Source organism: Kribbella jiaozuonensis (genome assembly GCF_005233875.1).
GTDB classification, from domain to species: Bacteria; Actinomycetota; Actinomycetes; order Propionibacteriales; family Kribbellaceae; genus Kribbella; species Kribbella jiaozuonensis.
Map to the genome: position 1 here is coordinate 1860333 of NZ_SZPZ01000001.1, position 25169 is coordinate 1885501.

Genomic DNA, 25169 nt, shown 5'->3' on the forward strand with positions numbered 1-25169 from the left:
CTTAGGAGTCCGCCTTGGACGTCACGAGCAAGACCTCAGAAGTGCCCGAAGAGCCGGCCGCCGCGGTCCCTGCGACCGAGAAGGTCTGGAAAGCGGGCAGGCTCGAACCGATGCCGATCCGGAAACTTCCGGACGCACCGCCCTCCATCCACATCCTCGGTCCGACCGTCTTCCTGGTCGCGCTGGGAGTGGGGATGGGGGAGTCGTACATGTGGCCCCGGCTCGTCCTGGTGTTCGGGCCGGATATCCGCTGGTTGTTCATGGTCGGTGTCACGCTGCAGGCGTTCGTGCTGCTGGAGATGGCGCGGTACGCGATGGCGACCGGGGAGAGCATCTTCTTCGGTGCGGCACGGATCTTCAAACCGATGATGTGGTTCTTCTATGTCGCGGCGATCCTGATCTATATGTGGCCGGGCCATCTGTCGGCCGGCGCGGCCGCGTTCGAAGAGATCACTGGCATACCTTGGCAGGTCACCGCGTGCGTGGCTCTGGTGTTCGTCGGTGTGCTGTTCAGTCTGTTGTCGGTGATCTACAACTTCCTCGAGAAACTCCTGGGTCTGCTGATCGGCTTACTGGTGGTCGGTACGTCGGTCATCGCGGCGATCGTCGGCAACTGGGACGACCTCTCGCAGACGCTGCAGGGGATGTTCGCGTTCGGGTACTTCCCGGACAAGGCGATGACGTCGGCCTGGTTCCCGATCGTGGTCGGCTCGATCGCGTTCGCGGGGCCGTCCGGGATGCAGCAGATGTGGTACACGCTTCAGCTGCGGGACAGCGGTGCGGGTATGGGTGCGCACATTCCCAAGATCCGTGGTCTGCGGTCCGCGGGCGAGGCGGAGTCGATGCCGTCGCGCGGGTTCATGTTCGACACCGAGGACCCGGCCGAGATGGCGAAGTGGAAGGGCTGGCGCAAGTGGGTGACGTTCGACGCGCTGCTGCTCTTCTGGGGTATCACGATGCTGGTGACGATCTCGTTCACCGTGCTGGCGATGTCGGCGGCGCGGGAGAATCCGAACGTCGCTTCGCTGATCGAAGGCGGTGACCGGGAGGCGGCGCTGAAGGCGATGTCGGACGCGTTCGCGGCGGCCGGGTCGCCGGTGCTCGGGACGTTGTTCTTCGCCTTCATCGCGCTGATCGGGTTGAACGCGACGCTCGGGTTGTTCGACTCGTTCTCACGCGGGCAGGCGGACATGACGTACTACTTCGTACCGGGCGCCAAACGGTTCTCGATGTCGCGGTTGTACGCCGGGTTCCTGTGGGGCGTGATCCTGTTCGGCATCCTGATCCTGCTCTTCGGGCCGGCCGACGGACCGGCGGGGATCCTGGACATCCTGGCGTTCTTGTCCACGTTCGCGATGGGTGCCTATTGCATCGTGTTGCTGCTGACCAACAACATGCTGCTGCCGAAGAAGATCCGGCCCGGGCCGGTGCGGAATGTGATCATCGGGTTCGGGGCAGTCTTCTATCTGGGGATGCTGTTCTACTGCCTGGTCCGCTTCGGTGTGGTCGTGGACTGACATGGCCTCGTACAAGCAGTTGGCCGAGTACTCGGTGCCTGCTGCGTCGGTTGGCGCGGCGGCGGGTTTGATTGCTGCAGGGTTGGCCGGGTTCGCCGGCCAGCCCTTCGGCTGGGCGGTGATGACGGGGCTCGGGCTCGGCGTACCGCTGGTTCTGTTCGGTGCGGGGTACGCCGTACTCGCGGCGCTGGGGAAGGTCCCGGCTGGGGTGTTCGCGCCGGCGGCGGTGTATTGGGCTGTTGCCTTTCCGCTGTCGTTGTTGGTGCATGCGGTGGTGACTTCCTGGGTGATCACCGGTACGCCGGGGTTGCCGCCGGAGGTGGGCAAGTTCCTCGCGTTCCGGGCGCTGGTGAGCATGGGGTTCGCGATCGGGTTCCTCTGGATGCACGAGCAGATCGGACGGCTGTGGTGGCCCCGCATCCTGGACCACAACCAGTACGCACGTCGGACCGTCGAGGCCTACTCCCACCTGGCCGCGGCGCTGGAAGCCCGTAAGGCCGCCACCGGGCGAGGCCGGAAGAAACGGGTCGCCTGAGGTTGTCGACGGATTGCGGCGGGAGGACAGCGGCTGTCCTCCCGCCGCGCTTTCTTGGGCTGGTACTCGGTGATACCGTATAGTGGTACTTGGTGATACGGAGTACCGGGAGGGCCGGCTTGCGATGGATGACCTGACGGAGATGTTGAAGGGCACGTTGGAGGGTTGTGTGCTCGAGATCATCGGCCGCGAGGAGACCTATGGGTACGTCATCACGCGTCAGCTGAACGAGCTCGGCTTCTCCGATGTCATCGAGGGGACGGTCTACACGATCCTGCTGCGGCTGGAGCGGAACGGGCTGGTCCAGGTGGCGAAGCGGCCGTCGGGGATGGGGCCGCCGCGGAAGTTCTATTCGCTCAACGACGCAGGTCGCGCGGAGCTCGGGAAGTTCTGGGCGAAATGGGAGTACCTGTCATCCCGAATCGACAAACTCAAGGAGGGTGGGAGATGAGTTTCTGGAACACTATTACCGGCAACGATCTCACCAGGGAATACAAGGCGTTCGAAGTCCGGGCCGCAGCGTTGCCGGCTGACTATCGCGCCGCCTGGGAGCAGATCAAGGCTTACCTGTCGCCGTACTCGGGCTTCACAGGTCGCAACCTGATGCCGATTCTCGACAGCGCCCTTGGCCTGCTCGAAGAAACAGCGGCTGACGGGCAGAGCATCGACGACGTACTGGGTGACGACATCGCCGGCTTCTGTGCCGCGCTGGCCGGGGGAGAGGGCGCTCGCACCTATCGCGACCGGTGGCGCGAGCAGCTGAATCGCAACGTCGCAAGGAAACTCGGCCGGTTAGGAGACTGACGTGGGCATCCAAGACATCATCGAAGGCAAGAAGCAATGGCGAGCGCACCTGGCCCGGGTCAAGGCGCTTCCGCCGGATTATCAGATCGTCTACAAGGAGATCCAGAAATACCTGTTCAAGGTCGGCCCCACCGACCTGACCGAGGGAAATCTGCTCTCCGGAATCGTCGACTTCTTCGAGGAAGGCGTTGCGGCAGGCAAGGGTGTCATCGAACTCATCGGTACCGACGTAGCCGCCTTCTGCGACGACCTGATCAAAGACTCCCGCACCTACGCTGAAATCTACCAGGAATCCATCACCAAGAAGACCAAGAATTAGTTGGTCGTGCGGCGACGGCGGCGGGGAGTGGTGTCCGGTTCGGGGGTTTCGACGGGCTCGGCTCCGGCCTGGAGGTCGTGGTAGGCCTTGCGGGTGTGTTCGGTGTGCTCGCGCATGATCTGGGCGGCCTTGTCCTCGTCGCCTTCGCTGATGGCTTTGACGAGGCGGTTGTGTTCGCGCCATGAGGCCGCGCCGCGGACCGGGGCGACCGGCGTGTAGTACCAGCGGACCCGGCGGTCGACCTGCGCGGCGAAGTCGACGAGGAAACGGTTGCCGGACATTTCGGTGATGAGGCTGTGGAGTTCGCCGTTCGTGCGGACGGTGCCGTCGATGTCGCCGGACTCCTGGTACGCCGTACCGACCTTGCAGAGCTCGCGCAACCGAGCCACATCTTCCTTCGTGGCGTGACGCGCGGCGAGGCGGGCAGATTCGGATTCGAGTGCAGCGCGGGCCGCCAGCAACTGGTCGACCTCGTCCTCGGCCGGCACATGCACCATCGCGCCGAAACCGGGGCGCAGGTCTACCCAGCCCTCGTTGTTCAGGCGCTGCAGGGCCTCGCGTACCGGCTGCCGGGAGACGCCCAGCAAGCCGGCGAGCTCAACCTCGACCAGGTGCCGGCCGCGCTCGAGGGTGCCGTCGATGATCATCTCGGTCAGGGCCTCGTAGACCGACTCCCGCAACGGCGTCGGCCGCTTGACGTGCCGCACCCCGGCCGATTCCGCGCCCGCCCCTGGCCCTGCGCTGATCGTCGTCATGAGATCCCTTCCGGAAAACAGCACGGCACTTGGTAGACAGTCTACCAAGTGCCGTGCCTGACATATAGCCGCCGCCCCGGCCTCAGGCGGCCGACTCGTCCGCCTGTCGGTCGTCGTCGCGCGCGGCGGGCGCCTCGCCGGTGAGCTTGGCGAGCTCGGCGTCCAGATCGAGCGGGTCGGACAGCTCCTGCTGCAGCTCCGGGGCATCCGGGAACTGCGGGCGAGCCGCCAGAGCACCGAACCTACGTGTGAAGATCATTTCTACCCTTCCTTGAATTCTGGCTTCTGTATACATTCAACCAGGTGTACTCACCGGTTATGCCCGCGTCTCACGTGATCCGGCTTACACCCGGGTCGAGTACGCATGCGCTCCGGCGCCGGCCAGGCGCCCGCCGTCGACGATCAGGTACTCGTCGCGGATCGGCGTACCGGCCAGCCACGATTCCAGGATCTCCCGGGTGCCCGCGGCGTACCGGGTCTGCGCGGACAGCGACGAGCCGGAGATGTGCGGCGTCATCCCGTGGTGCGGCATGGTCCGCCACGGATGGTCGGCCGGCGCGGGCTGCGGGTACCAGACATCGCCGGCGTATCCGGCCAGCTGACCGCTCTCCAGCGCCCGGACGATCGCGTCCCGGTCGGCGATCTTGGCCCGCGCCGTGTTGATCAGGTACGTCCCGCGCTTCATTGTCCCGAGCAACTTATCCCCGAACAGCCCTTCGGTCTCCGGGTGCAGCGGCGCGTTGATCGTCACCACGTCGCAGTGCGGCACCATGTCGGCCGCGCTCGGGTGGAAGGTCAGTCCCAGTTCCCGCTCGACCGACTCCGGCAGGCGATGCCGGTCGGTGTAGTGCAGCTTCACGTCGAACGGCGCCAGCCGACGCAGTACTGCGGTCCCGATCCGGCCGGCCGCGACCGTGCCGACGTGCATGCCCTCGAGGTCGTACGAGCGCGCCACGCAGTCGGCGATGTTCCAGCCGCCATCCCATACGGTTTGGTATGCCGGGAGGTAGTTGCGCACCAGCCCGAGGATCATCATCACCACGTGCTCGGCGACGCTGATGCTGTTCGAATAGGTGACCTCGGCAACGGTCATGCCGTGCTCGATTGCCGCGTCCAGGTCGACGTGGTCGGAGCCGATGCCGGCGGTGATCGCGAGCTTCAGCTTCGGCGCCTTCGCGATCCGCTCGGCGGTCAGGTACGCGGGCCAGAACGGTTGCGAGATCACCACATCGGCGTCGGGCAGCTCACGATCGAGCACCGAGTCCGCGCCCTCCTTGTCGGACGTGACGACCAGTGTGTGGCCCTGGCTCTCGAGGAATTCACGCAATCCGAGCTCACCGGACACGCTGCCGAGCAGTGCGCCCGGCGTGAAGTCGATGGCCTTCGGCGAGGGCGCCGTCTGGCCGCCGGGATAGCCGTCGATCGTCGGGATGTCGTCCCGGGCGTACGACGTCGGGTAGCCCGCCGCCGGGTCGTCGTACAGGACACAGACAATCTTCGCCATGATGGGAATCTCCTTGTTCTGAAGGGATTTCCACCATCGCGGTGTCACGGTCCGACGGTCAAAGACTTGCTCGCTATGTCGAGATAGCCGGAATCCATCAAATGCACGTCGAGTAGATCGTCGAGAGCTTTGTGTACGCCGGCCTGCCGCGCCACGTCGAGCAACGCCCGCGCGAGAACGGGCTCGGGACTGCGCGCCGCGATCACCAGACCGACCCGCGGCCCGTGCGCCGGACCCTTGAGCGGTACGACGCGCATCCCGTCCGGTACGCCGAACATGTGCAACCAGGCGTGCGAGATCACGGTCGACCAGTGGCTGCCGTGCAGGTGGCTGTACAAGCCCGACACGGTGTCGCTCTCGATCGCGGGTGTCGCGGTGACGCCGTCGTCAGTGAAGTAGCCGTTCATGATCCGGCGGTTGCGCATCTCAGGTGAGAGCAGGCAGAGCGGAAGCTCGGCGACCTCTGCCCACGTGGCGACGGGCTGGTCGGCGAGCTTGGTGTGGGTCGGCGTCAGTAACAGGTAGCGCTCTTCGTACAGCGGCGTCTTGCGCACCTGGCCGAGGGCGTCGTCGTCGAGGTACGTCATCGCGACATCGAGATCGAACTCCGCGAGTTTCTGGGTGATGTCCCGCGACGACAGCGATTCCAGCGTCACCCGGGCATTGGTATGCCGCGCGCAGAAAGGTGTCGTGAGCAACGAAACCACCGGCATCGCGGTCGGGATCGCGCCGAGCCGGAGCGTGCCGTTGAGTCCGCCGCGCATCACCGACAACTCGTGCCGGAGCGCGTCCTGCTCGGACAGGATGCGCTGCGCCCAGAGCAGTACCCGCTCGCCCTCGGGTGTCAGTCCCTCGAACCGCCGGCCGCGCCGCACGATCGGTACGTCGAGCTCCTGCTCGAGCTTGCGGATCGCGGCCGAGAGCGACGGCTGGGAGACGTAGCAGGCTTCCGCCGCCCGGGCGAAATGCTTCTCGCGGGCGAGGGCGACGAGGTACTCCAGCTGGCGGAGCAGCATCAGCGAACCCGGAATGGTGTGCAGTCTCCTGTATACATAATCCAACTGTAGTGAGGTGCGCCGTCGCCCGGAAGATCTCGGCGTGTTGTGATGTGGATCACAGGGTGTCTTTCCGGCACGGATCCGTTCGACGGATGGGCAGAGATCTCTCTGGCAAAGGAGCTGTGATGCAGAAGGTGGTTTCCAAGGACGGTACCGAGTTGGCGTACGACACGTACGGCAGCGGGCCGGTCCTGGTGCTCGTCGCGGGCGGGTTCACCGAGCGCTCGCGGTACGTCGACGACGCCAAGGCGCTGTCGTCGGCATTCACCGTGGTGAACTACGACCGGCGTGGTCGCGGCGACTCCGGCGACACCCTGCCGTACGCCGTGGAGCGCGAGTGGGAGGACCTGGAGGCGATCCGCTCGGCGACGGGTGCGCAGTACGCCTGTGCGTATTCGTCCGGGTCGATGGTGCTGCTGCAGGCCGGGCTGCCGTTCGAGAAGCAGGCGGTGCTGGAGCCGCCGTTCCGGGTCGAAGGCGCCCCGCCGGTGCCGGAGCGGTACGTCGAGCGGCTGCAGGAGTTCGTCGACGCCGGGAACCCTGGTGGGGCGGCTGAGCTGTTCATGGTCGAGGCAGTCGGCCAGCCGAAGGAGGCGGTCGACCAGATCCGGCAGACGCCGATGTGGGCCGGCATGGAGGCGATCGCGCACACCCTCGTGTACGACGGCCTGCAGATGGGCGACAGCGCCGTACCGCATGAGCTGTTGGCGTCGGTCGACGTACCGACGCTGGCGATGTTCAGCAACGCCAGTCCGGACTGGTTGAAGGAGGCGGCACGGCAGGCGGCTGAGACGCTCCCGCATGGATCGCTGGAGGGGCAGGACGGAACGTTCCACACGCTGCCGCCGGAGACCATGGCCCGGGTGCTGACGGGCTACTTCCTGAGCGCGTGAACTGGTCGGCCGGGGGTTGCCCGGTCCAGTAGGCGTTTGAGGCGTGGTGCGAGCGGCCGCTCGACGCCGTAGTGCAATGCGGCCGCAAGGCCGATCATCAGCAGCATCGTGGCGGCGACCAGGAGGACGTGGTTCACCTGGTCGCCGAGGCGCTCGAAGATGATGAAGCCGATATGTGGGCCAGCATGATCGCGAAGATCGCGATGATGATCGCGTTGCGCCGTACCGATGGATCAGGCGGAGGGCCGTACCGGCGATGAATTGGTGCGAGAACTGGGTGTTGAGTACCAGATCAGTTGCGTGCGGCAACAGTCCGTCTCGAAGACCAAGGTCCCGGCGAGCCAGGCCCAGAGGAAGATCGTCAGATTCGCCAGGTACTCCGGAAGCGAGACCGGGAATCGCCCTTGGCTGAAGGCAACGGACACAGATCGACGCCGAGATACCCGTAGCGCGCGACGACATCCACCTGTGGGAAGCGCATCGCCGACGTGCCATCGCGGCAGGTGCTTGCGATCGTCAGTCCACGGCACGATTCGGTCGTACGACCTGCGGATGACGTCAGGTCGGCAGGCGCATCGGCATCAGGATGTAGGCGGAATCTGGTGTGGGTGCGTCGTCGGGGGAGCGGAGGCCGGTCAGGTTGGCCGGCTTGGTCGTCTGGGTGAAGGCGAACTGTGCGATCGGCGTACCGAGTGAGGCGAGTCCGTCGAGCAGGTAGCCGGCGTTGAAGCCGGTCACCACCGGCTCGCCGGTCAGCGTGACCTCAACGGACTCCGACGCCTGAGCCTCCTCACCGTTGCCTGCGTCAAGCGTCGCCAGACCGTCCGCGAACGTGAGCCGCACCGGCGCCGACCGCTCAGCCACCAGCGCGACTCGCTTGACCGCCTCGACGAGCGCGGCGGTGTCCACGGTGACTGTGCTGGTGATCGCGTTCTCTGCCGGGATCAGGCTGCGCACCCTGGGGAACTCGCCGTCGATCAGCCGGCTGGTCGCATGCCGGCCGCCGCCTTCGAACCCGATCAACCCGTCCCCTGTGCGGGTCGAACCGAGCGCAAGCGTGAGCTCATGACCTGCCATCGCCTTCGCCACGTCGGCGAGCAGCTTCGCCGGGACCAGCGCGTTGGCCTCGACGCCGGCATCGATCGGCTGCCACGGGAACGACCGCAGCGCCAACCGGTAGCGGTCGGTGGCGAGCAAGGAGATCGTCGATCCACGGATCTCCAGCCGGATCCCCGTGAACACCGGCAGCGTGTCATCCCGACCAGCTGCGCTCACCACCTGCGAGACGGCCCGCGAGAACACCTCTCCGTCGACCACTCCGCTTGCCTGCGGAATCACCGGCAGCGGCGGATACTCATCGAGCGGCAGCGTGTGCAACATGAACCGGGCCGCGCCGCTACTCACCTGGACCCGAGCCGCCTCACCGCTCAGATCCACGGAGTCCCGCGGCATGCTCTTGCAGATGTCCGAGAGCAGCCGACCGGAGACCAGCACCCGTCCCTCGTCGGCCACCTCCGCCGGCACACTCACCCGTGCCGAACTCTCGTAATCGAACCCGGACAACGTCACCTGCCCGTCGGCCGCCTCCACCACCATCCCGGCCAGGATCGGCACACTCGGCCGACTGGGCAACCCGCGCGCCACCCATCCAACCGCCTCGGCCAGCACCTCACGCCCGACTCGCACCTTCATGCCGCACTCCTCCCCATCTCGAAGTACGACTCAATCAGCAGCCACCGACAATTCCTGTTCAGGCACGACTTCCGGGTCCATGCTGGTGCCATGGGCGCTGCTTTCCTGGTGTCCTCTCTGGGGTGGGGGCTTCTTCTTCTGGTCGTTGGCGGATGTTCGGGCGGGGCGGACCCGGCACCTGCCGGACCGGCCACTGTCTCGGTGAGTCCGACGCGTACGGCGAGCTATTCCGCGCGTACTCAGACCGTCATCGCGATCGAGAACGCGGACGGGCTGACCGCGGCGGGTGGAGCGCTCTGGGTGAAGACCGACGACGGGCGCGTCGTACGGATCGATCCGGCGACCAACCGGACCACCGGGGAGCTCAAGCTCGATACGAACTCCGACCCGAGCGACTACTGCCAGGGCATCGGGACGGACCAGGCGGCCGTCTGGGCGTGTGCAACGACCGACCAGGGGACGGATGTCGTCAAGATCGATCCGGCGAGCAGGCGGATCGTACGGCGGGTTGCCGTGGGGAAGGTGTTCGACCAGCTGGCGCTGCCGTCGACTGCGCGCGGGTTGTGGGTGCTGAGCGGGTCCGACGTGAACCTTGTCGACCAGGTGACCGGGCGAGTGACGAAGTACCCGCTCGGCGTGCGCTGTCTTCAGTTGGCTGCCTCCGGGGAGTTGGTCGTCGCGACCTCGTCGACAGAGAACGCTGTGATCGCGCTCGATGCCGGCAACGGGTCTGTGATCGCGCGTACGACGTTGCCTGCGCCGCGGCTCGCGGCCGTCAGTGGGTCCGACATCTGGGTCGACACCAGCGACGGCCTGGTCCGGCTGTCGCGGGAGTTGAGCGTCAAGGCGAAGTACCCCAGCCTCGGCGCCGGCGTGGGAGGCGATCTGGTCGCCACGCCAGACGCTGTCTGGCTGCGGGCCGGCAACGGCATCATCACCCGGCTGGATCCGTCGACCGGTCAGGCTGTCGAGCAGGTCGCCCCCGACGGCCAGCAGATCACCGCAGGCAGCATGCTGATCGCGTACGACAGCATCTGGACGACGTCCGGCGACGAGGGGACTCTGACCCGGCTGCGGCTCAGCTGAAGTAGATGCGTGCCACGTTGTTTGCCTGAGCCCGCGTGAGCACCTCAGCGGACAGAGCGCCGGGTACGACGTACCCCGGATCCTCAGCGGCCTTGGCGACCAGGTCGGGCCATCTCTGGCAGTGCGTTGCCATGCTGCCTGTCCGTACGACGCGTCCGCGGGCCCATTGGCCGGAGCGCGCCACATCGCCGGGGACGTCGAGCAGGATGAGGTGCGAGGGCAGTCCGGCCCGACGCGCCCGCCAGCCGAGCAGTCGGCGTACCCAAGGCCTGGTCGCGCAGTCGTGCACGACCAGCGGGCCTCCGCCTGGACGCATGGCCGTCAGCACACGCGCGTAGTACGCGAGGTGCAACAGAGGGCGCCACCATGCATAGGGCACCCGGCCCAGCACTCGCATCCAGCGGGCACGCAAGCGCTCCGAGTCGAACACCCGGACGCCGCCGTGGTCCGCGCCGACCGGGTAGAGCCGCCGGAGCAGAGTGGTCTTCCCGGCACCCGGAATCCCGGCGAGGATCACCAGCGCGTCCGCGGCGTACCGCAGGTCCCGCAAACCGTTTGTCGTATGAAGGACGCTCACAACTCCCGAAGCCACCACACCGGCCTTTCCGTCACCTGTCAGTACAGATAAGACGAACCAGCTCACACCACCGCTCCGTGAGAACACTGAGAAGTGCTTAGGAACTCGCTGAGGGAATCTCTGCCGGTGCGATCCTGTTGTCCGCAGCAGGCCGAGTGTCGGGAGGACGAGATGCAGTTCCTGGTCACGATGACCACGCAGGTTCCGGAGGGCGTGACGGAGGCGGAGGTCGACGAGGTGCGTGGCCGAGAGACGGCTCACTCGCGTGCGCTCGCCGCGGCGGGGCAGCTGCTTCGGCTGTGGCGGCCGCCGCTCCAACCTGGCGAGTGGCGCACCTTTGGTCTGTTCGAGGCTGAGGATGCCGAGCAGTTGGAAGAGGTGCTGGCTTCGATGCCGCTCCGAATCTGGCGCCATGACGACGTCATGCCGCTCGCCGCGCATCCGAATGACCCCAAGACGCCGACTCCGTTGCGCGCGGACGCAACGGAGTACTTCACCATCTTCAGACTGACGATCCCGGAAGGCACTCCGTCCGAGCTGGCCGACGAGAAGGTTGCCGGCGAGGCACGGCGCACCCGCGAGCTCGCCGCCGAGGGGAAGCTGGTCCGCCTGTGGAGGCGCGGTGACGGCCCCGCTCTGGGATTGTGGCAAGCCGGTAGCGCCGAGGAGCTGGCGACGATCCTCGAGTCGCTTCCGCTGTCGGACTGGCTCGAGACCGACGTCGTCCCGCTGACGGTCCACCCGAGTGATCCGGCGCACGCAGCAGCCTGATCTGCGGCGGAAATGGCGCGCCCGGCAGGATTCGAACCTGCGACCCACAGATTAGAAGTCTGTCGCTCTATCCAGCTGAGCTACGGGCGCGTGGCAGGGAAGAGTCTCTCAGATCGGCGGGTGATCCCGCCTCTGGGTTCCTGATCGGCGCGGTTCGAGCGCGGACGAAGTACAGGGTTGTCGTTCCATCCCGGTAACGCTGAGTGGGTGGTCCTGCCGGTTGATCGGCACCCCAACTAGGCTTCGGGGCATGAGTCACCCCTCACCAGGCCCGGCAGGCACGCCGCAACCCGCGGCGGGGTCGGCGTACTCGCCCGGCGGACCGTACCCGCAGCCGAACATGCTCGGCAGCCATCCGGTCCCCGGCCAGCGCCGCAACCAGGGCGTCCTGATCGGCATCGTGATCGCGGTGGTGTTCGCGATCGCGGGTCTGGTGATCTTCGGCATCGTGGCCAAGTCGACCGGTGCGGGCGGCTTCACCTGGGGTCTGATCTTCGCGTTCGTCCCGGTCATCCCGGTCATCGCGCTCTATCTCTGGCTGGACCGGTACGAGCCGGAGCCGACGAGGTACATCGTCTTCGCGCTCTGCTGGGGCGCCTTCATCGCCACGCTGGCCGCGATCTTCATCAACACCGAGGTGTCGCACCGGCTGGCCGAGACCGGCGTCGGCGGCGACCGGTCCGCGGTCTTCGTCGCCCCGCCGGTGGAGGAGTTCGCCAAGGGGTCCGTGATCCTGCTGCTGGCGCTGGTACGCCGCAAGGAGTTCGACGGCATCATCGACGGCCTCGTGTACGCCGGCATGGTCGGCGTCGGCTTCGCCTTCACCGAGAACATCCTGTACTACGGCCGCGTGTTCAACACGCTCTCCGAGGAGGCCGGCAGCGACGCCGGTCTGCGCGGTGCGTTCGCACTGTTCATCATCCGCGGCGTGATCTCGCCGTTCGCGCATCCACTCTTCACGTCGTTCACCGCGATCGGGATCGGCGTCGCGATACGCCACCGAAGTACCGTGGTCCGTTTTCTCGCGCCGGTCGTCGGGTACCTGGCTGCGGTACTGGCGCACGCCTCCTGGAACGCATCCGCGAGCTGGGCCGGTGGCGGGGGCTTCATCGTCGCGTACCTGTGTCTGATGGTGCCGCTGTTCATCTGCCTGGTCGTCTTCGCGCTCGTGATGCGATCACGGGAGGGACAGATGATCGCGTCCCGGTTGTACGACTATGTGCGGTTCGGATGGCTGGTTCCACAAGACGTTCCACTGATAGCCACGCTGCGAGGGCGCAAGGCGCTGCGGCAGAACGCCCGGCGGTACGGGCCCCAGGCGGAAGCGGCCGCGAAGGCGTTCCAGCACAACGCGACCGAGCTGGCGTACCTGCGGGACAAGATCGTCCGCCAGGTGATCGGGCCGGATGCACTACAAACGGAGAAGCAGTTGCTGGACGAGCTGCGGGAGCGGAGGCCGAGCGTGCCGTTCCCTCCGATGCCCGCGTTCGCACAGGCGGCTCCGCAGTACGCCGGGGGCGCTTTTCCGCCTGGTGCTCCCGGCATGCCGATGGGGCAGATGGGTTCTGGAGCTCCGATGGGTCCGGGTGGTCCGATGGGGCAGGCTCCGATGGGGCCGGGTGGTCAAATGGGGCCTGGCGGGGCCGGGCAGGTGTCCGGTGGTCCGGGTCCTGGGGTGCCGGGGGGTGGCGCCGGGGAGGGCACATACCCGCGGCCGCAGGACGGTTATCCGCCCTCTCAGCCGGGGTATCCGTCGGGGCAACCCGGTTACCCAGCCGGTCAGTCCGGTTACCCACCGGGACCCCCCGGTCAGCAAGGACCGCCGGGAGGATACGGTCCGTATCCACCACCGCAGTGACTGCCACCCGTCCACGCCGCCAAACGGGGATGACGATGACTTTGCTTCTGCGCTGTCCGACCGGGCACTCTGTGCTCGTGGGCGGACGACGTGGCTGACACCAGGTCAGCAGCTGGTGAAGGTTCGGAACCGCGGGTTCCGAACCAGGATCAGCCTGCCCAGGAGCTGGCGAACCTCATCGCCCAGTCCACCCCCAAGTCCCGAGGCTTCTGGCGCCGCCGCTTCAGGAAGACCACCGACGAGCCCGCCACACAGCCTGAGCCGGCCGACGGTTCAGTCACGCCTGCCTCCAAGGACCGTGCGACGGAGGACGGCGCTGCTAAGTCTGCCCAGCCTTCAGCAGCCCCTGAGTCGACCGAGCCCGCGGTGAGCACCTCCGGGGACCCCAAGCCCGCAGAAACAGCAGACAAGGCGACTGAGACCCCCGCCAAGGACTCTGAGCAGCCGGCGACAACTGACGCGCCTTCCGAGGACGACTCCGCGTCGACAACCGCGGAGACCGCGTCCACCGCCGACGGGTCGAACTCCAGCGACCCGTCCACCTCGACCGACCCGTCGCACGCCGAGCACGCCGCGGCCCAGGCCGGCGACGGCGAGGCGCAGGCTGGTGACGGCGCGGCCCAGGCCGGTGACGGCGCGGCGCAGGCATCCGACGACGCCGCACGAGTCGGCGAAGACGACACGCAGGTTGGCGAAGGCGCCACACAGGCTGAGGTCACCGCACAGGCCGGTGAAGGGGCCGCGCAGGCTGGTGAGCACGACGCCCAGGGCGGTGACGGCACCGCGCAGGCTAGTGAGCACGCCGTACACGACGCTGAGCACGCTGCGCGGGCCGGTGAGGACACCGCGCGGGCCAGTGAGGGGCCGGCAGAGGGCACTGAGGGCACCGCAGCGGCGGGTGAAGGTCGCGCGCACGGCGGCGCTGAGGGCGCGGCTGAGGGCAGCGAGGGTGCCTTGCGGGGCGGTGAAGGTGGCGCGGACGGCGTTGATGGCAGCGCGGTGCGGGACGGTGGCGCGGCGGGATCGCGCGCGGAAGGTGCCGACGTACCGGATGTGACTGCTGAGGAGCGGCCGCGGGTGGGTGTCGTGTACGAGCCGGACGAGTCGCCTGACGGCTTTCCGCTCGAGTATGGCAACATCATCATCGGCCTCCCCAAGCAGGCGGAGAACGCCACTCAGGACGCCGCGAGCGCCCAATCTGATGGTGCTGCAGAAGGCACGGCGGAGCACGCGGACTCTGGAACGGCGGATGCCGCGTCCGCCGACGAGACCGCAGATGAGCCCGCGGAAGACGGGTCCGACGCCGCACACGAGTCGACCGAAGACGCCACGGGCGAGGCGGCCGACGCTGAGGGCGAGGCGGACGGCACCCCCGAGGCGGGCGACGGCACTGGCGAGTCCGGCGACAGCACCGGCGAGTCCGGCGACAGCACCGGCGAGGCGGACGACGGGCAGGGTGAGCCGGCGAATGCGGCTGCAGACGAGACCGACGGTCAGCCATCACATGGCGTCGAGTCGGCAGGTGACGTCGAGGACGCGGAGGAAGTTGCGCCGAGTTCGGCCGATGACACCAACGACGGCGGGCACGCGGCGGAGACCGGGAGCGCCGACGAGGCGACGAACGAGTCCGCGAGCGACGGCGCAGGCGAGCTGACGGACGACGGCGGACGTGAGCTGGCGGACGACGGCTCAGACGGGTCAGCGGGAGACGGCTCGGATGGGTCGACAGGCGACGCTGAGGGCGAACCGGTGGACGACGGCTCGGGCGAGGCTGGTGCTGAGGCGGGTGCTGCGGAGGACGCAGGTGCTGGGGACAGCGCGGCGGACGGTGGCTCGGATGAGGCGGTCGGTGAGGCTGGAGAGCCCACGGCCGCTGCTGCTGATGGTGCTACTGGTGCGACCGGGCGGCACTCTGCTGGCGGGGCGGCGGCTGGTGTGGCTGACGCGGCGGTTGCTGGTGCGGATGGCACGCCTGATGACGTGGGTGATGAGGCTGCAGAGCACGCCGCGGTGGGCGGTGCGTCTGATGAGGCGGCTGAGCAGGCAGTCGATGGGGCTGTTGAGGCGGCGCCAGATGGTGGCGGGGACGCGGCGGCTGATGGTGGCGGGGATGCGGCGGCTGACTCTGCCGATGAGTCCGCGGGTGATGTTGCGGATGGATCTGCTGGTGACGCTGGGGCTGTAGATGGTGGTGCCGCGGGTGAGTTGGCGGATGAGGCTGGCGGTGCGGGGGATGGGGCTGCTGGCTCGGCGGATGAGGGTGATGCCGGGTCGGGTGATGGTGGCGGTGATGAGTCGGCTGGTGCATCCGAGGATCCAGCGGCTGGCGATGGAGTAGCTGGCGGTGATGCCGGTGATGCGTCGGCTGGGGATTCCGATGATGCGGGTGAGGGGGAAGAGGAGCTGACGGCGGCGCAGTTGGCGGAGCGGTTGGCGGCTGAGCAGGCTGCTATGGCTTTGATTACTGCGTTGATGAAGTTGCGGGGTGTGTTGGCGGGGAGTCGGTTGCCGCTGCAGGTTGTGGGGGCTGACGAGGCTCGGCAGCAGCAGAAGGCGATGTTGGATCAGCTGGATGACTACCTGTTGCCTCGGCTGGTGCAGCTTGAGGCGCCGGTGCTGGCGGTGGTTGGTGGATCGACCGGGGCCGGGAAGTCGACGCTGGTCAACACTGTCATCGGCAAGGTTGTCAGCGAGCCTGGTGTGTTGCGGCCGACTACTCGGTCGCCGGTGCTGATTCATCACCCGGCGGATGCGGACTGGTTCGTGGGTGACCGGGTGCTGCCGGGGATGGCGCGGACGAGGTCGGACGAGCCGGGTGGCATGGAGGATGCGGGGCAGCTGCGGTTGGTTGCCGCTGACACCGTTCCGCGCGGGCTCGCGATCCTGGACGCGCCGGACATCGACTCTGTCGTCGAGGCGAACCGTGATCTCGCGACCCAGCTGCTCGCGGCCGCCGACCTCTGGCTGTTCGTCACGACGGCGGCGCGGTACTCCGACGCTGTCCCGTGGGAGTTCCTGCAGACCGCATCGGATCGCAGTACTGCGGTGGCGGTCGTGCTCGACCGGGCTCCGAGCGAGACGATCGACGACATCACCGGGCACCTCGCGCAGATGCTGCTCGAGCGTGGACTCGGCGACTCGCCGCTGTTCTCCATCCAAGAGACCGTTGTCGACGGCAACGGAATGTTGCCGCAGCCTTCGGTTGCCTCGATCAAGGACTGGCTGGTCGACCTGGCCGCCGACGCCGAGGCGCGCGCAGGTGTGGTTCGCCGTACCCTGCAGGGTGCCGTCAGTGCGATGGTGAAGACGACGCCACCGTTCGCGGAGGCTGTCAAGGCACAGTCGGACACCGCGATCGAGCTGCGGTCGTCGGTCGAGTCGGCGTACGACCAGGGTGTGAAGGACATCGCCAAGGCGAGCCAGGACGGGACGCTGCTGCGAGGCGAAGTGCTGGCGCGCTGGCAGGAGTTTGTCGGCACTGGCGAGCTTCTGAAGGGGCTGCAGTCCAACGCGGGTCGGCTGCGCGACCGGCTGAAGACGTCGCTCGGCAACAAGCCGGCGGAAACGCGCGACGTCAGCGACGCGATCCAATCCGGGTTGGAGTCGTTGCTGCGTGAGCACGCGACGGCCGCCGCGGAACGTGCCGAGAAGGCCTGGCAGGCAACCGCCCCCGGTCGCCAACTGCTTGCCGCCGGCGACGCTCAACTCGCCGAGGACGATCCGGAGAGCTCGCTCGGCGCGTTGTCGCCGGCGTTCCCGGATGCTGCGGCGCGCGCGGTCCGGGAGTGGCAGGAGTTCGTGCTCGACGTGATCCGCAAGGAAGGCGGCGCCAAGAAGTCGACGGCACGCATCCTCGAGTACGGCGTGAATGGGCTCGGACTCTCGCTGATGGTGGTGGTTTTCGCCCGCGAAACCGGGATCCCGAAGGGTGCCGAGGCGAGCGCCGGCGCGGGCAGCGCGGTTGTCGGGCAGCGGCTGCTGGAAGCAGTTTTCGGCGACAAGGCAGTTCAGGGCATGGTCGATAAGGCACGTGAGGACCTTGACGGTAAGGTTCATGCACTGATGGATGCCGAATTCGCCCGCTATCTGGCTGTCCTTGACCAGCATCCGGTCGACGCCGAGACGGCCAGGCTACTGACGGAGGCCGCGCGCGCGGTGGAGGACTGCACGTGACGGAAACAGTGGATACGGTCGAGACCCCGGTCCGGGGCGAAACCGATGTCCTGAAGAAGATCGATGCCATCGAGGTGGCCGCGAAGGCCGGCGACGGCCGGCTCGACCCGGTGGTACTCACCGAGGCGACGCAGATCGTCGACCGCGCCGGACAACGCCTGCGCATGTCCGGCGACCTCACCGTCGTCGCGCTCGCAGGTGCGACCGGCTCCGGTAAGTCGTCGTTGTTCAACGCACTGACCGGGCTCGACCTGGCCGCGATCGGAACGCGCCGGCCGACAAGCTCGATGCCGCTTGCCTGTGTCTGGGGTGACGAGCCGGCCGGTGAGGTGCTGAGCTGGCTGGGGATCCCGCGCCGGCACCAGGTGCAGCACCGCAGCTCGCTCGAGGAGGCCCACTCCGAGGACCTGGACGGGCTGGTGCTGCTGGACCTTCCAGACCACGACTCGACCGAGGTCGAGCACCGCCTGATCGTCGACCGGCTCGTGGAGCTGGTCGACCTGCTCGTGTGGGTGGTGGATCCGCAGAAGTACGCCGATGCGGCCCTGCACAACCGGTACATCAAACCGTTCGCCTCGCATTCCGGGGTGATGGTGTTTGCGCTGAACCACATCGACAAGCTGACGCCGGAGCAGCGGAAGAGCTGCCTCGACGACCTGGATCGGCTGCTCAAGGCCGACGGTCTCAAGTCGCCGACAGTCGTCGCGACGTCGGCTGTCAGTGGCGACGGTCTCGAAGAGGTGCGCGGCCTGCTGGTGAAGCGGGTCAGCAACAAACGCTCCGCGCGCGAGCGCCTCTCCGCGGATGTCGACCGCGTCGCGGACCGGATGGCAAGCCAGTGCGGGAACGCGAAGACGCCGGAGATCGCCGAGGCCGACGTCACCGAACTCGTCGACGCGTTGTCTGACGCGAGCGGCCTGTCGGTGGTTGCGGACGCAGTACGTCGCTCGTACCTGCAGCGTGCCCGTGCTGCGACGGGATGGCCGTTGACCAAATGGCTCGGGCGTTTCCGTCCGGATCCGTTGCGACGGCTGCACGGCGACCAGGTGTCGCGCGAGCAGGGCAAGGCGTTGCGCAAGTCGGCATCGAGCGAGGTCGCGATCGCGCGCTCTTCGTTGCCTGCGGCAACTCCCGTGCAGCGGGCGCGGATGGATGCCGCCGTCCGCACGATCACGAACAAGGCCGCGGAAGGTCTGTCGCGTCCGTGGGCCGACTCGGTGCGTACGGCGATCCGTCGGCGCGAGGAGTCGCTGGGCGACGAGCTCGACCAGGCGGTCGCGCGGACGGACCTTGGTGTCACCAACAATCCGGGCTGGTGGAGTTTCGCGCGGATCGTGCAGTGGGTGCTGTTCCTGGTCACGCTCGGCGGTGCGGCGTGGCTGATCGCCTTGCTGGTGGCGCGGATCGCTGATCTCAACGATCCGCCGCTGCCGGAATGGAACGGCATCTCGTACGCCTGGATCATGCTGGTCGGTGGTGCCGTCCTGGGGCTGGCGCTCTCCTTCGTCTGCCGGGTGTTCGCGACCAACGGGGCGCTGCGGCGGTCCCGTCAGGTGGCGAAGGCGCTGCGGACCGAGCTCGAGAAAGTTGCCGACAGCCACGTAGTTGCGCCGGCCCGCGACGAGCTCACGGCGTACACGACCTGCCGCGACAGCCTCGCCGCCGCCCGCGGCTAGGCGTCCGCCGGACCGATGGTCGAGCTGCCGCCGGGGCACGCGCAAGAGTTTGCGTGCGCCTCGGCGGCCAGCAGCGGTCAGAGCTCTGCGTCGGGGGCGTACTGGGACATCGAGATCTTGGCCGCGGAGGTCAGGTCTTCCTCCGTCGTCGTGCCGGAGGCGCGGATCGCTTCGATCCAGGCTCGGACCGACTGCTCGTTGTAGCTGATCACCTCGGCGGAGTTGGCCATCTCGGCCGGATCGGTGACCTCCGGGAGCTCGCCGGTGACGTAGAGCCCGAGGCCGAGCAGACCGCCGTCCCAGCCCGGACCGACCCAGAGCGCGCCCGCGCCGCCGGGCGCCGGAGCTTCGCTCATCGAGTGCTCGAGCTCCAGCTCGGTCGAGGCGTCCGCTCCCGGCAGCAATCGCAGCTCGAGGAGACTGTTGGGACCACCGAACGTCACCTTGAACCGCTTGGGCGGCTCGCACTCCAGGATCTCGCCGCCGGCGTTGCCCTCCAGCTGGAAGGTGCCACCGACCTCGAGGTTGCCGGAGACGGGCATGAACCAGCGCTTCATCCGGTCGGGGTCCGTGAGCGCGTGCCACACCTCCGCCGGCTCGGCCTGGTACGAGCGGCGCATCAGCACCGTCACGGTCTCGCCGGTGCGGCTGACCTCGCGTTGGACCGCATTGATGTGCTCGAGGATGTCGATCACAGGTGATTCCCTCTCCTGCTCGGCTGCTGGGATGGACCTCAGAATGCCGGGCGGCGCTTATATAAGTCAAGGGTGAGATAATCATGCCGCCTCCGCCGACAGCGGGAGCGGTGTGACCGGGTACTCGTCGGCGGGGTAGGGCGTCGCGGTGGTGTCGGCCAGCGCGGGGTGTGGAGCGAGCGCGGGGCTGTCGAACGTGGCGTCGGCGCGAGGGGCGTTCTTGGTGAAGGTCGCGGTACCTCGGCTGAGGTCGTGGCCGACGGAGAACGCTTCGAGGATCACCTTGCTGACCTGCTCGCCCGTGTCGTTGGTCCACTCGTGGGTGCGAAGCCGGCCGGTAACGATGACGGGCTGGCCGGTGCGGATCGATTCGAATGCGTTCTGCGCCAGGATTCGCCAGCAGTCCACGGTGAACCAGGTCGTCGGTTTGTCGACGAACCGCTGGCTGGTCCTGTCGAATTGGCGTGGGGTCGAGCCGACCCGGAAGGTGGCGTGCGGTTGCTGCCCGACCTCCTTGAAGTCGGGGTCGCTGCCGACCCAGCCCTGAACTGTCACGTACGTGTCGCCGACGCTCATCGCGTTGCCGTCCCTTCGGTGCGGGTTGCCTTGTCGGCAGAGAAGATGCACTGTTCGCGGCTTGGTGAGACGCCCGAATTCGTGCCTGTGGAGAAAGCACATAGGCTCTACGTATGGCGGAATTCATCTACACGCTTCGCAACGTCCGGAAGGCGCACGGTGACAAGGTCGTTCTCGACAACGTCACCTTGAACTTCCTCACCGGCGCGAAGATCGGCGTGGTCGGGCCCAACGGCACCGGTAAGTCCTCGCTGTTCAAGATCATGGCGGGGCTCGACCAGCCCTCCAACGGCGAGGCGCGGCTGGCGGAAGGGGCGACGGTCGGGATCCTGCTGCAGGAGCCGCCGTTGACCGAGGGCAAGACCGTGCTGGAGAACGTGCAGGAAGGGGTCGGCGACACCAAGCAGAAACTCGATCGTTTCAACGAGATCTCTGCTGAGCTGGCCGACCCGGACGCCGACTACGACACGCTGCTGGCCGAGATGGGTGACCTGCAGACCGAGCTCGACCACCGCAACGCCTGGGACATCGACGCCCAACTGGAGCAGGCGATGGACGCTTTGCGTTGCCCGCCGCCGGACGCGATCGTCGACAAGCTCTCCGGTGGTGAGCGTCGCCGGGTCGCGCTGTGCAAGCTCCTGCTGCAGCAGCCCGATCTCCTGCTGCTCGACGAGCCCACCAACCACCTGGACGCCGAGTCCGTGCAGTGGCTGGAGCAGCACCTGCAGAAGTACCCGGGCGCCGTCATGGCGATCACCCACGACCGGTACTTCCTGGACAACGTCGCCGAGTGGATCCTCGAGCTCGACCGCGGCCGGACGTACGGCTACGAGGGCAACTACTCGAAGTACCTGGAGACCAAGAAGGCGCGTCTGGTCGTCGAGGGTCAGAAGGATGCCAAGCGGCAGAAGATTCTGGAGCGCGAGCTCGACTGGGTCCGGTCCAACGCGAAGGGCCGGCAGTCCAAGAGCAAGGCGCGTCTGCAGCGGTACGAGGAGCTGGCCGCCGAGGCCGAGCGCGCCAAGAAGCTGGACATCGACGAGATCAACATCCCGCCGGGTCCGCGCCTGGGCAGCACGGTGCTCGAGGTCAGCAAGCTGGAGAAGGGCTTCGGCGACCGCAAGCTGATCGACGGCCTGAGCTTCAGCCTCCCGCGCGCCGGCATCGTCGGCATCGTCGGTCCGAACGGTGTCGGCAAGTCGACGCTGTTCCGGATGATCGTCGGCGAGGAACAGCCGGATGCAGGCAGTCTGAAGCTGGGCGAAACGGTCAAGATCTCGTACGTCGACCAGTCGCGCGGCGGCCTGGACCCGAAGAAGACCGTCTGGCAGCAGGTGTCCGACGAGCTCGACTTCATCAAGGTCGCGCACTTCGAGATGCCGAGCCGCGCGTACGTCGCGTCGTTCGGCTTCAAGGGTCCGGACCAGCAGAAGCCCACCGGCGTACTGTCCGGCGGTGAGCGCAACCGGCTGAACCTGGCGCTGACGCTGAAGATGGGCGGCAACCTGCTGCTGCTCGACGAGCCGACCAACGACCTGGACGTCGAGACCCTGCAGTCGCTGGAGGATGCGCTGCTGGAGTTCCCGGGCTGTGCGGTGGTCGTGTCCCACGACCGGTGGTTCCTGGACCGCGTGGCGACCCACATCCTCGCCTGGGAAGGCACCGACGAGGACCCGGCCAAGTGGTTCTGGTTCGAGGGCAACTTCGCGTCGTACGAGGCGAACAAGGTCGAGCGGCTCGGCCCGGAGGCGGCTCGTCCGCACCGCGTCACCCACCGCAAGCTCACCCGCGACTGAGCAAGGTATAGAAGGACCCCGCTTCCGGCTCGGAGGCGGGGTCCTTCGTGCTTCCTGATAGTTAGCCCTTGCGCTAAGTATCAGCCGAAGCAATACTTAGCCTCATGGCACAGTATTCGGCTGACGTGGACGGTGTGTTCGTCGCGCTCGCTGATCCGACCCGGCGCAGTGTGATCCGGCGGCTCGGGCGCGGGCCGACCAGTGTGGGTGAGCTCGCGGCCGACTTCCCGATCACCCTGCCGTCGTTCATGAAGCACGTCCGGACGCTGGAGTCGAACGGGCTGATCCGCACGGTCAAGGTCGGCCGGGTGCGCACCTGCGTGCTGAATCGCGAGCGGCTGGCGCTGGTCGACGACTGGCTCGCCGAGCAGCGCCGGATCTGGACGGACCGCACTGATCGGCTGGAACGCCTCGTCACCGAATCCCAGGAGGAAGAATCATGATTGATCCCGAGCTTGATCTCACCGTCGAGCGCGTGATCCGGGCCCCGCGGGCGACCGTCTGGAACGCCTGGACCGATCCGGCAAAGTTCGCGCGCTGGTGGGTGCCGGAGCCGGCGGTGTGCCGGGTCGAGCGGCTCGAGGTTCGGCCTGGCGGCGCGATGGTGACGCAGCTGAGCGAGGACGGGACACAGTTCGTACCGCATCTCGACGCGAGCTTCCTCGTGGTCGAGGAGATCGAGCGGCTCGTCTTCACCAACGCGATCGACAGCAACTGGCGTCCGGCCAGCCCGGAACCGTTCCTGATGACGGCGGAGGTGACGCTCGCGGAGCATCCAGAGGGCACGCACTACCGGATCATCGTGCGCCACGGTACGTCGGCTGCCCGGGCGCAGCATGAGGAGCTGGGATTCGCCGACGGATGGGGCACGGTCACGAAGCAGCTGGCAGCGCTTGCCGAGAGGGAGAACCGATGAAGCTCGTACTGACGGAATTCGTGACGCTGGACGGGGTGAGCCAGGGCCCGGGTTCGCCGACCGAGGACACGAGCGACGGGTTCACGCGCGGCGGATGGTTGGTGCCGTTCATCGACGAGGCGTTCGTGAAGCAGACGTCCGACTGGCTGCAGCGAGCAGACGGGTTGTTGCTGGGCCGCCGAAGCTATGAGGCGTTTGCCCGGGACTGGCCGCAGATCACCGACCCCGACGATCCGTTCACCGAGCGGATGAACTCGCTGCCGAAGTACGTCGTCAGCCGGACGATCAGTGAAGGCGATTGGCAGCCGACGACAGTGCTGAGTTCTTTCGAAGGCGTTGAAGAGCTGAAGGCGCGGCCCGGTGGTGAGTTGCAGGTGCACGGGAGTGCCCGGCTGGGGAGTGCGTTACTAGCCGCTGGGCTGGTGGACCTTGTCCGATTGGTGGTTGCGCCGACCGTGATCGGCGCCGGTCGCAGGCTGTTCGATCAGCCGGGCGCCACTGCCGGGCTGAAGTTGGCGAAGTACGACGCGACGCCGAGCGGACTCATGTTGCTCGAGTACGAGACCGTCGGCGTCGCGCCGGTGGGGGAGTACGAAGGCGTCAGCGCGTTTGTGTGACGTAGTCGTCCAGGACGGTCTGCACGACCGGGAGGTCTGAGGTGATCAGCGCCTTCCACAGCGCCCAGCCGCGGGCTCGTGCCCACATTCCCGCGTCCTGGGCGACCGCCGACCGGAAGGCCTCGCGGGACGAGCCGGAGAAGAACGTGTAGGCGATCACCAGATCACAGGCCGGATCGCCGACGCCCGATGTACCGAAGTCGATGACGGCGGTGAGCCGGCCCTCCTGCACCAACAGGTTTCCGTAAGCGATGTCGCCGTGAAACCACACCGGCGGTCGATCCCACGTTGACGCCAGAGCGGCATCCCACACCTCACCCGCGAGGTCTGCGTCGATGCGATCCTTCAGTACGGCGAGGGCCTCGACCGTCTCGTCGTGGTAGTGCTGCAGCGACGCACCGCGGTAGAAGCTGTGCTCGCCGGCGAGCGGTCCGCCGGTCGCATCGATGCCCTGCAGCGCGTGGATGAACTCCGCGATCGCCTCCGCGAAGGCAGGCAGATCGGTCACCGTGTCAGCCGACGCCGTCCGCCCGTCGATCCACCGCCGGATCGCCCACGGATGCGGATACCCCTCACCCGGAGCACCCTTCGCAATCGCGGTCGGGATCTCCACAGGCAGGTACGGCGCGAGCACCGGCAACCACTGATGCTCCTTGTCGACGGCCGGCACGTACGCCGGACCCGTTGGCAGGCGCGCGGTCAGATCGGTGCCCAGCCGGTACGTCCGGTTGTCCCAGCCGTCGACCTTGACCGGCGTCACCGGCAGGTCGGCCCATTGCGGGAACTGCTGCGCGATCAGTCGCCGTACCAGGTTCGCGTCGATGCCGGCCCGGCCGTCTTCGTGAATATCCGTCACGGCGCAAGCGTCCCGAAACGCGCGAGCGGTCTCAAAGTCTTTAGCTCGGGGCTACAGCGTTGTCGATCGAGTCGGCGAGGAACCGCGAGATCACCTCGAGTTCGTCGACGGTCCGGGTCGCCAGGACCTCCTGCATGCGCGCGCCCTGTTCGGCGTACAGCGGGACGAGTTTCTCCTGGATCGTCTCCAGCTTCGGCGTGACGACGACCTTGCGCCGGTCGCCCGGATCGGCCTGGCGGGTGACGAAGCCGTGCGACTCGAGCCGGTCGATGACGCCGGTGATCGTCCCGGACGTCAGACCGGTGTGTTCGGCGAGCTGGCGTGGCGTGAGCGGCCCGTACGTCTGCAGCAGCGTCATGAACTGCGAGTCGCTGGCGCCCAGGCCCACCTTCGCCGACACCGCGTGGTTGTACAGAACCGCGCCGGCGATGAAACGGATCATCCGCTCCTGGATCTGGCCGGCGAGCTCTTCACGAGTACTGGTCATGGTCCGCC

The 25169-nt window shown here is 67.3% G+C and carries 27 protein-coding genes and 1 tRNA gene; 16 read left to right on the forward strand and 12 right to left on the reverse strand.

Annotated features, from left to right (window positions below; all coding sequences use genetic code 11):
- The first annotated feature begins 110 nt into the window (after positions 1–110).
- The 5 genes from FDA38_RS08980 (at position 111) to FDA38_RS09000 (ending at position 3175) form a co-directional block, all read left to right on the forward strand.
- On the forward strand, positions 111–1517 hold the full coding sequence (locus FDA38_RS08980) for an Nramp family divalent metal transporter (RefSeq protein WP_233714601.1): 1407 nt from the start codon (positions 111–113) through the stop codon (positions 1515–1517).
- A 1-nt stretch (position 1518) separates the two neighbouring features.
- Entirely contained in the window at positions 1519–2052 is a 534-nt protein-coding gene (locus FDA38_RS08985) for a hypothetical protein (RefSeq protein WP_137253557.1), read from the forward strand.
- A gap of 124 nt (positions 2053–2176) precedes the next feature.
- Entirely contained in the window at positions 2177–2503 is a 327-nt protein-coding gene (locus tag FDA38_RS08990) for a PadR family transcriptional regulator (RefSeq protein WP_137253558.1), read from the forward strand.
- Positions 2500–2856, forward strand: a complete 357-nt coding sequence (locus FDA38_RS08995; protein WP_137253559.1) for a DUF1048 domain-containing protein — start codon at positions 2500–2502, stop codon at positions 2854–2856. The genes FDA38_RS08990 and FDA38_RS08995 overlap by 4 nt, the downstream gene beginning before the upstream one ends.
- A gap of 1 nt (position 2857) precedes the next feature.
- Positions 2858–3175 carry a DUF1048 domain-containing protein gene (locus FDA38_RS09000; protein WP_137253560.1) on the forward strand — a complete coding sequence of 106 codons (318 nt, stop codon included), beginning with the start codon at positions 2858–2860 and terminating at the stop codon, positions 3173–3175.
- Here the strand turns inward: FDA38_RS09000 and FDA38_RS09005 are convergent.
- The 4 genes from FDA38_RS09005 to FDA38_RS09015 all read right to left on the reverse strand — a co-directional run bounded on the left by FDA38_RS09005 (position 3172) and on the right by FDA38_RS09015 (position 6450).
- The gene (locus tag FDA38_RS09005; RefSeq protein WP_137253561.1) at positions 3172–3930 is read right to left on the reverse strand and encodes a GntR family transcriptional regulator; all 759 of its coding nucleotides are present in this window, start codon (positions 3928–3930) and stop codon (positions 3172–3174) included. The genes FDA38_RS09000 and FDA38_RS09005 overlap by 4 nt on opposite strands.
- Before the next feature lie 82 nt (positions 3931–4012).
- A complete protein-coding gene (locus tag FDA38_RS42120; RefSeq protein WP_170989528.1) occupies positions 4013–4189 on the reverse strand; it encodes a hypothetical protein in 177 nt (58 codons plus the stop codon).
- 84 nt (positions 4190–4273) lie between these two features.
- Positions 4274–5434, reverse strand: coding sequence for an NAD-dependent formate dehydrogenase (locus FDA38_RS09010; protein ID WP_137253562.1), 1161 nt, complete (start codon positions 5432–5434; stop codon positions 4274–4276).
- Between the two features lie 44 nt (positions 5435–5478).
- Positions 5479–6450, reverse strand: a complete 972-nt coding sequence (locus FDA38_RS09015; RefSeq protein WP_137253563.1) for a LysR family transcriptional regulator — start codon at positions 6448–6450, stop codon at positions 5479–5481.
- A 167-nt stretch (positions 6451–6617) separates the two neighbouring features.
- Between FDA38_RS09015 and FDA38_RS09020 the strand changes: the two genes are divergently transcribed.
- Positions 6618–7385 (forward strand): alpha/beta fold hydrolase, encoded by a 768-nt coding sequence (locus FDA38_RS09020; protein ID WP_170989636.1) that lies wholly within the window; start codon positions 6618–6620, stop codon positions 7383–7385.
- On the opposite strand, the gene FDA38_RS42125 is transcribed toward FDA38_RS09020, so the two are convergent.
- On the reverse strand, positions 7367–7522 hold the full coding sequence (locus FDA38_RS42125; protein WP_170989637.1) for a hypothetical protein: 156 nt from the start codon (positions 7520–7522) through the stop codon (positions 7367–7369). The genes FDA38_RS09020 and FDA38_RS42125 overlap by 19 nt on opposite strands.
- On the opposite strand from FDA38_RS42125, the gene FDA38_RS43385 reads away from it, so the two are divergent.
- A complete protein-coding gene (locus FDA38_RS43385; RefSeq protein WP_267901739.1) occupies positions 7514–7645 on the forward strand; it encodes a hypothetical protein in 132 nt (43 codons plus the stop codon). The genes FDA38_RS42125 and FDA38_RS43385 overlap by 9 nt on opposite strands.
- A 298-nt stretch (positions 7646–7943) precedes the next feature.
- Here FDA38_RS43385 and dnaN read toward each other — a convergent pair whose 3' ends face one another.
- Positions 7944–9077, reverse strand: coding sequence for a DNA polymerase III subunit beta (gene dnaN / locus FDA38_RS09025; RefSeq protein WP_137253565.1), 1134 nt, complete (start codon positions 9075–9077; stop codon positions 7944–7946).
- Positions 9078–9278: 201 nt separating this feature from the next.
- On the opposite strand from dnaN, the gene FDA38_RS09030 reads away from it, so the two are divergent.
- Positions 9279–10163, forward strand: a complete 885-nt coding sequence (locus FDA38_RS09030) for a hypothetical protein (protein WP_137253566.1) — start codon at positions 9279–9281, stop codon at positions 10161–10163.
- Here the strand turns inward: FDA38_RS09030 and FDA38_RS09035 are convergent.
- Positions 10156–10740 (reverse strand): AAA family ATPase, encoded by a 585-nt coding sequence (locus FDA38_RS09035; protein ID WP_233714602.1) that lies wholly within the window; start codon positions 10738–10740, stop codon positions 10156–10158. The genes FDA38_RS09030 and FDA38_RS09035 overlap by 8 nt on opposite strands.
- A 171-nt stretch (positions 10741–10911) precedes the next feature.
- Here FDA38_RS09035 and FDA38_RS09040 point away from each other — a divergent pair, with 171 nt between their 5' ends.
- Positions 10912–11511 (forward strand): muconolactone Delta-isomerase family protein, encoded by a 600-nt coding sequence (locus FDA38_RS09040; protein ID WP_137253568.1) that lies wholly within the window; start codon positions 10912–10914, stop codon positions 11509–11511.
- Between the two features lie 13 nt (positions 11512–11524).
- On the opposite strand, the gene FDA38_RS09045 is transcribed toward FDA38_RS09040, so the two are convergent.
- Positions 11525–11601 (reverse strand) — tRNA-Arg (locus FDA38_RS09045).
- Between the two features lie 160 nt (positions 11602–11761).
- On the opposite strand from FDA38_RS09045, the gene FDA38_RS09050 reads away from it, so the two are divergent.
- From FDA38_RS09050 to FDA38_RS09060, 3 genes are all read left to right on the forward strand, one after another.
- Entirely contained in the window at positions 11762–13369 is a 1608-nt protein-coding gene (locus FDA38_RS09050) for a PrsW family intramembrane metalloprotease (protein WP_137253569.1), read from the forward strand.
- Positions 13370–13735: 366 nt separating this feature from the next.
- The gene (locus tag FDA38_RS09055; protein WP_233714603.1) at positions 13736–17542 is read left to right on the forward strand and encodes an AAA family ATPase; all 3807 of its coding nucleotides are present in this window, start codon (positions 13736–13738) and stop codon (positions 17540–17542) included.
- Positions 17539–19218: a GTPase gene (locus tag FDA38_RS09060; RefSeq protein WP_137253571.1), complete on the forward strand. Its 1680-nt coding sequence runs from the start codon at positions 17539–17541 to the stop codon at positions 19216–19218. The genes FDA38_RS09055 and FDA38_RS09060 overlap by 4 nt, the downstream gene beginning before the upstream one ends.
- A gap of 77 nt (positions 19219–19295) precedes the next feature.
- On the opposite strand, the gene FDA38_RS09065 is transcribed toward FDA38_RS09060, so the two are convergent.
- Together FDA38_RS09065 and FDA38_RS09070 are read right to left on the reverse strand one after the other, a co-directional pair.
- The gene (locus FDA38_RS09065; protein WP_170989638.1) at positions 19296–19913 is read right to left on the reverse strand and encodes an SRPBCC domain-containing protein; all 618 of its coding nucleotides are present in this window, start codon (positions 19911–19913) and stop codon (positions 19296–19298) included.
- Positions 19914–19994: 81 nt separating this feature from the next.
- Positions 19995–20489, reverse strand: coding sequence for a single-stranded DNA-binding protein (locus FDA38_RS09070; RefSeq protein ID WP_170989639.1), 495 nt, complete (start codon positions 20487–20489; stop codon positions 19995–19997).
- A gap of 113 nt (positions 20490–20602) precedes the next feature.
- On the opposite strand from FDA38_RS09070, the gene ettA reads away from it, so the two are divergent.
- The 4 genes from ettA (at position 20603) to FDA38_RS09090 (ending at position 23818) form a co-directional block, all read left to right on the forward strand.
- Positions 20603–22285 (forward strand): energy-dependent translational throttle protein EttA, encoded by a 1683-nt coding sequence (gene ettA / locus FDA38_RS09075; protein ID WP_137253573.1) that lies wholly within the window; start codon positions 20603–20605, stop codon positions 22283–22285.
- 104 nt (positions 22286–22389) lie between these two features.
- Positions 22390–22728, forward strand: a complete 339-nt coding sequence (locus tag FDA38_RS09080; RefSeq protein WP_134096904.1) for an ArsR/SmtB family transcription factor — start codon at positions 22390–22392, stop codon at positions 22726–22728.
- Positions 22725–23201, forward strand: coding sequence for an SRPBCC domain-containing protein (locus tag FDA38_RS09085; protein WP_233714604.1), 477 nt, complete (start codon positions 22725–22727; stop codon positions 23199–23201). The genes FDA38_RS09080 and FDA38_RS09085 overlap by 4 nt, the downstream gene beginning before the upstream one ends.
- On the forward strand, positions 23198–23818 hold the full coding sequence (locus FDA38_RS09090) for a dihydrofolate reductase family protein (RefSeq protein ID WP_137253574.1): 621 nt from the start codon (positions 23198–23200) through the stop codon (positions 23816–23818). The genes FDA38_RS09085 and FDA38_RS09090 overlap by 4 nt, the downstream gene beginning before the upstream one ends.
- On the opposite strand, the gene FDA38_RS09095 is transcribed toward FDA38_RS09090, so the two are convergent.
- A complete protein-coding gene (locus FDA38_RS09095) occupies positions 23802–24674 on the reverse strand; it encodes an aminoglycoside phosphotransferase family protein (RefSeq protein WP_137253575.1) in 873 nt (290 codons plus the stop codon). The two genes, FDA38_RS09090 and FDA38_RS09095, sit on opposite strands and share 17 nt — an antisense overlap.
- A 40-nt stretch (positions 24675–24714) precedes the next feature.
- Positions 24715–25161, reverse strand: a complete 447-nt coding sequence (locus FDA38_RS09100; RefSeq protein WP_202877598.1) for a MarR family winged helix-turn-helix transcriptional regulator — start codon at positions 25159–25161, stop codon at positions 24715–24717.
- Positions 25162–25169 lie beyond the last annotated feature (8 nt).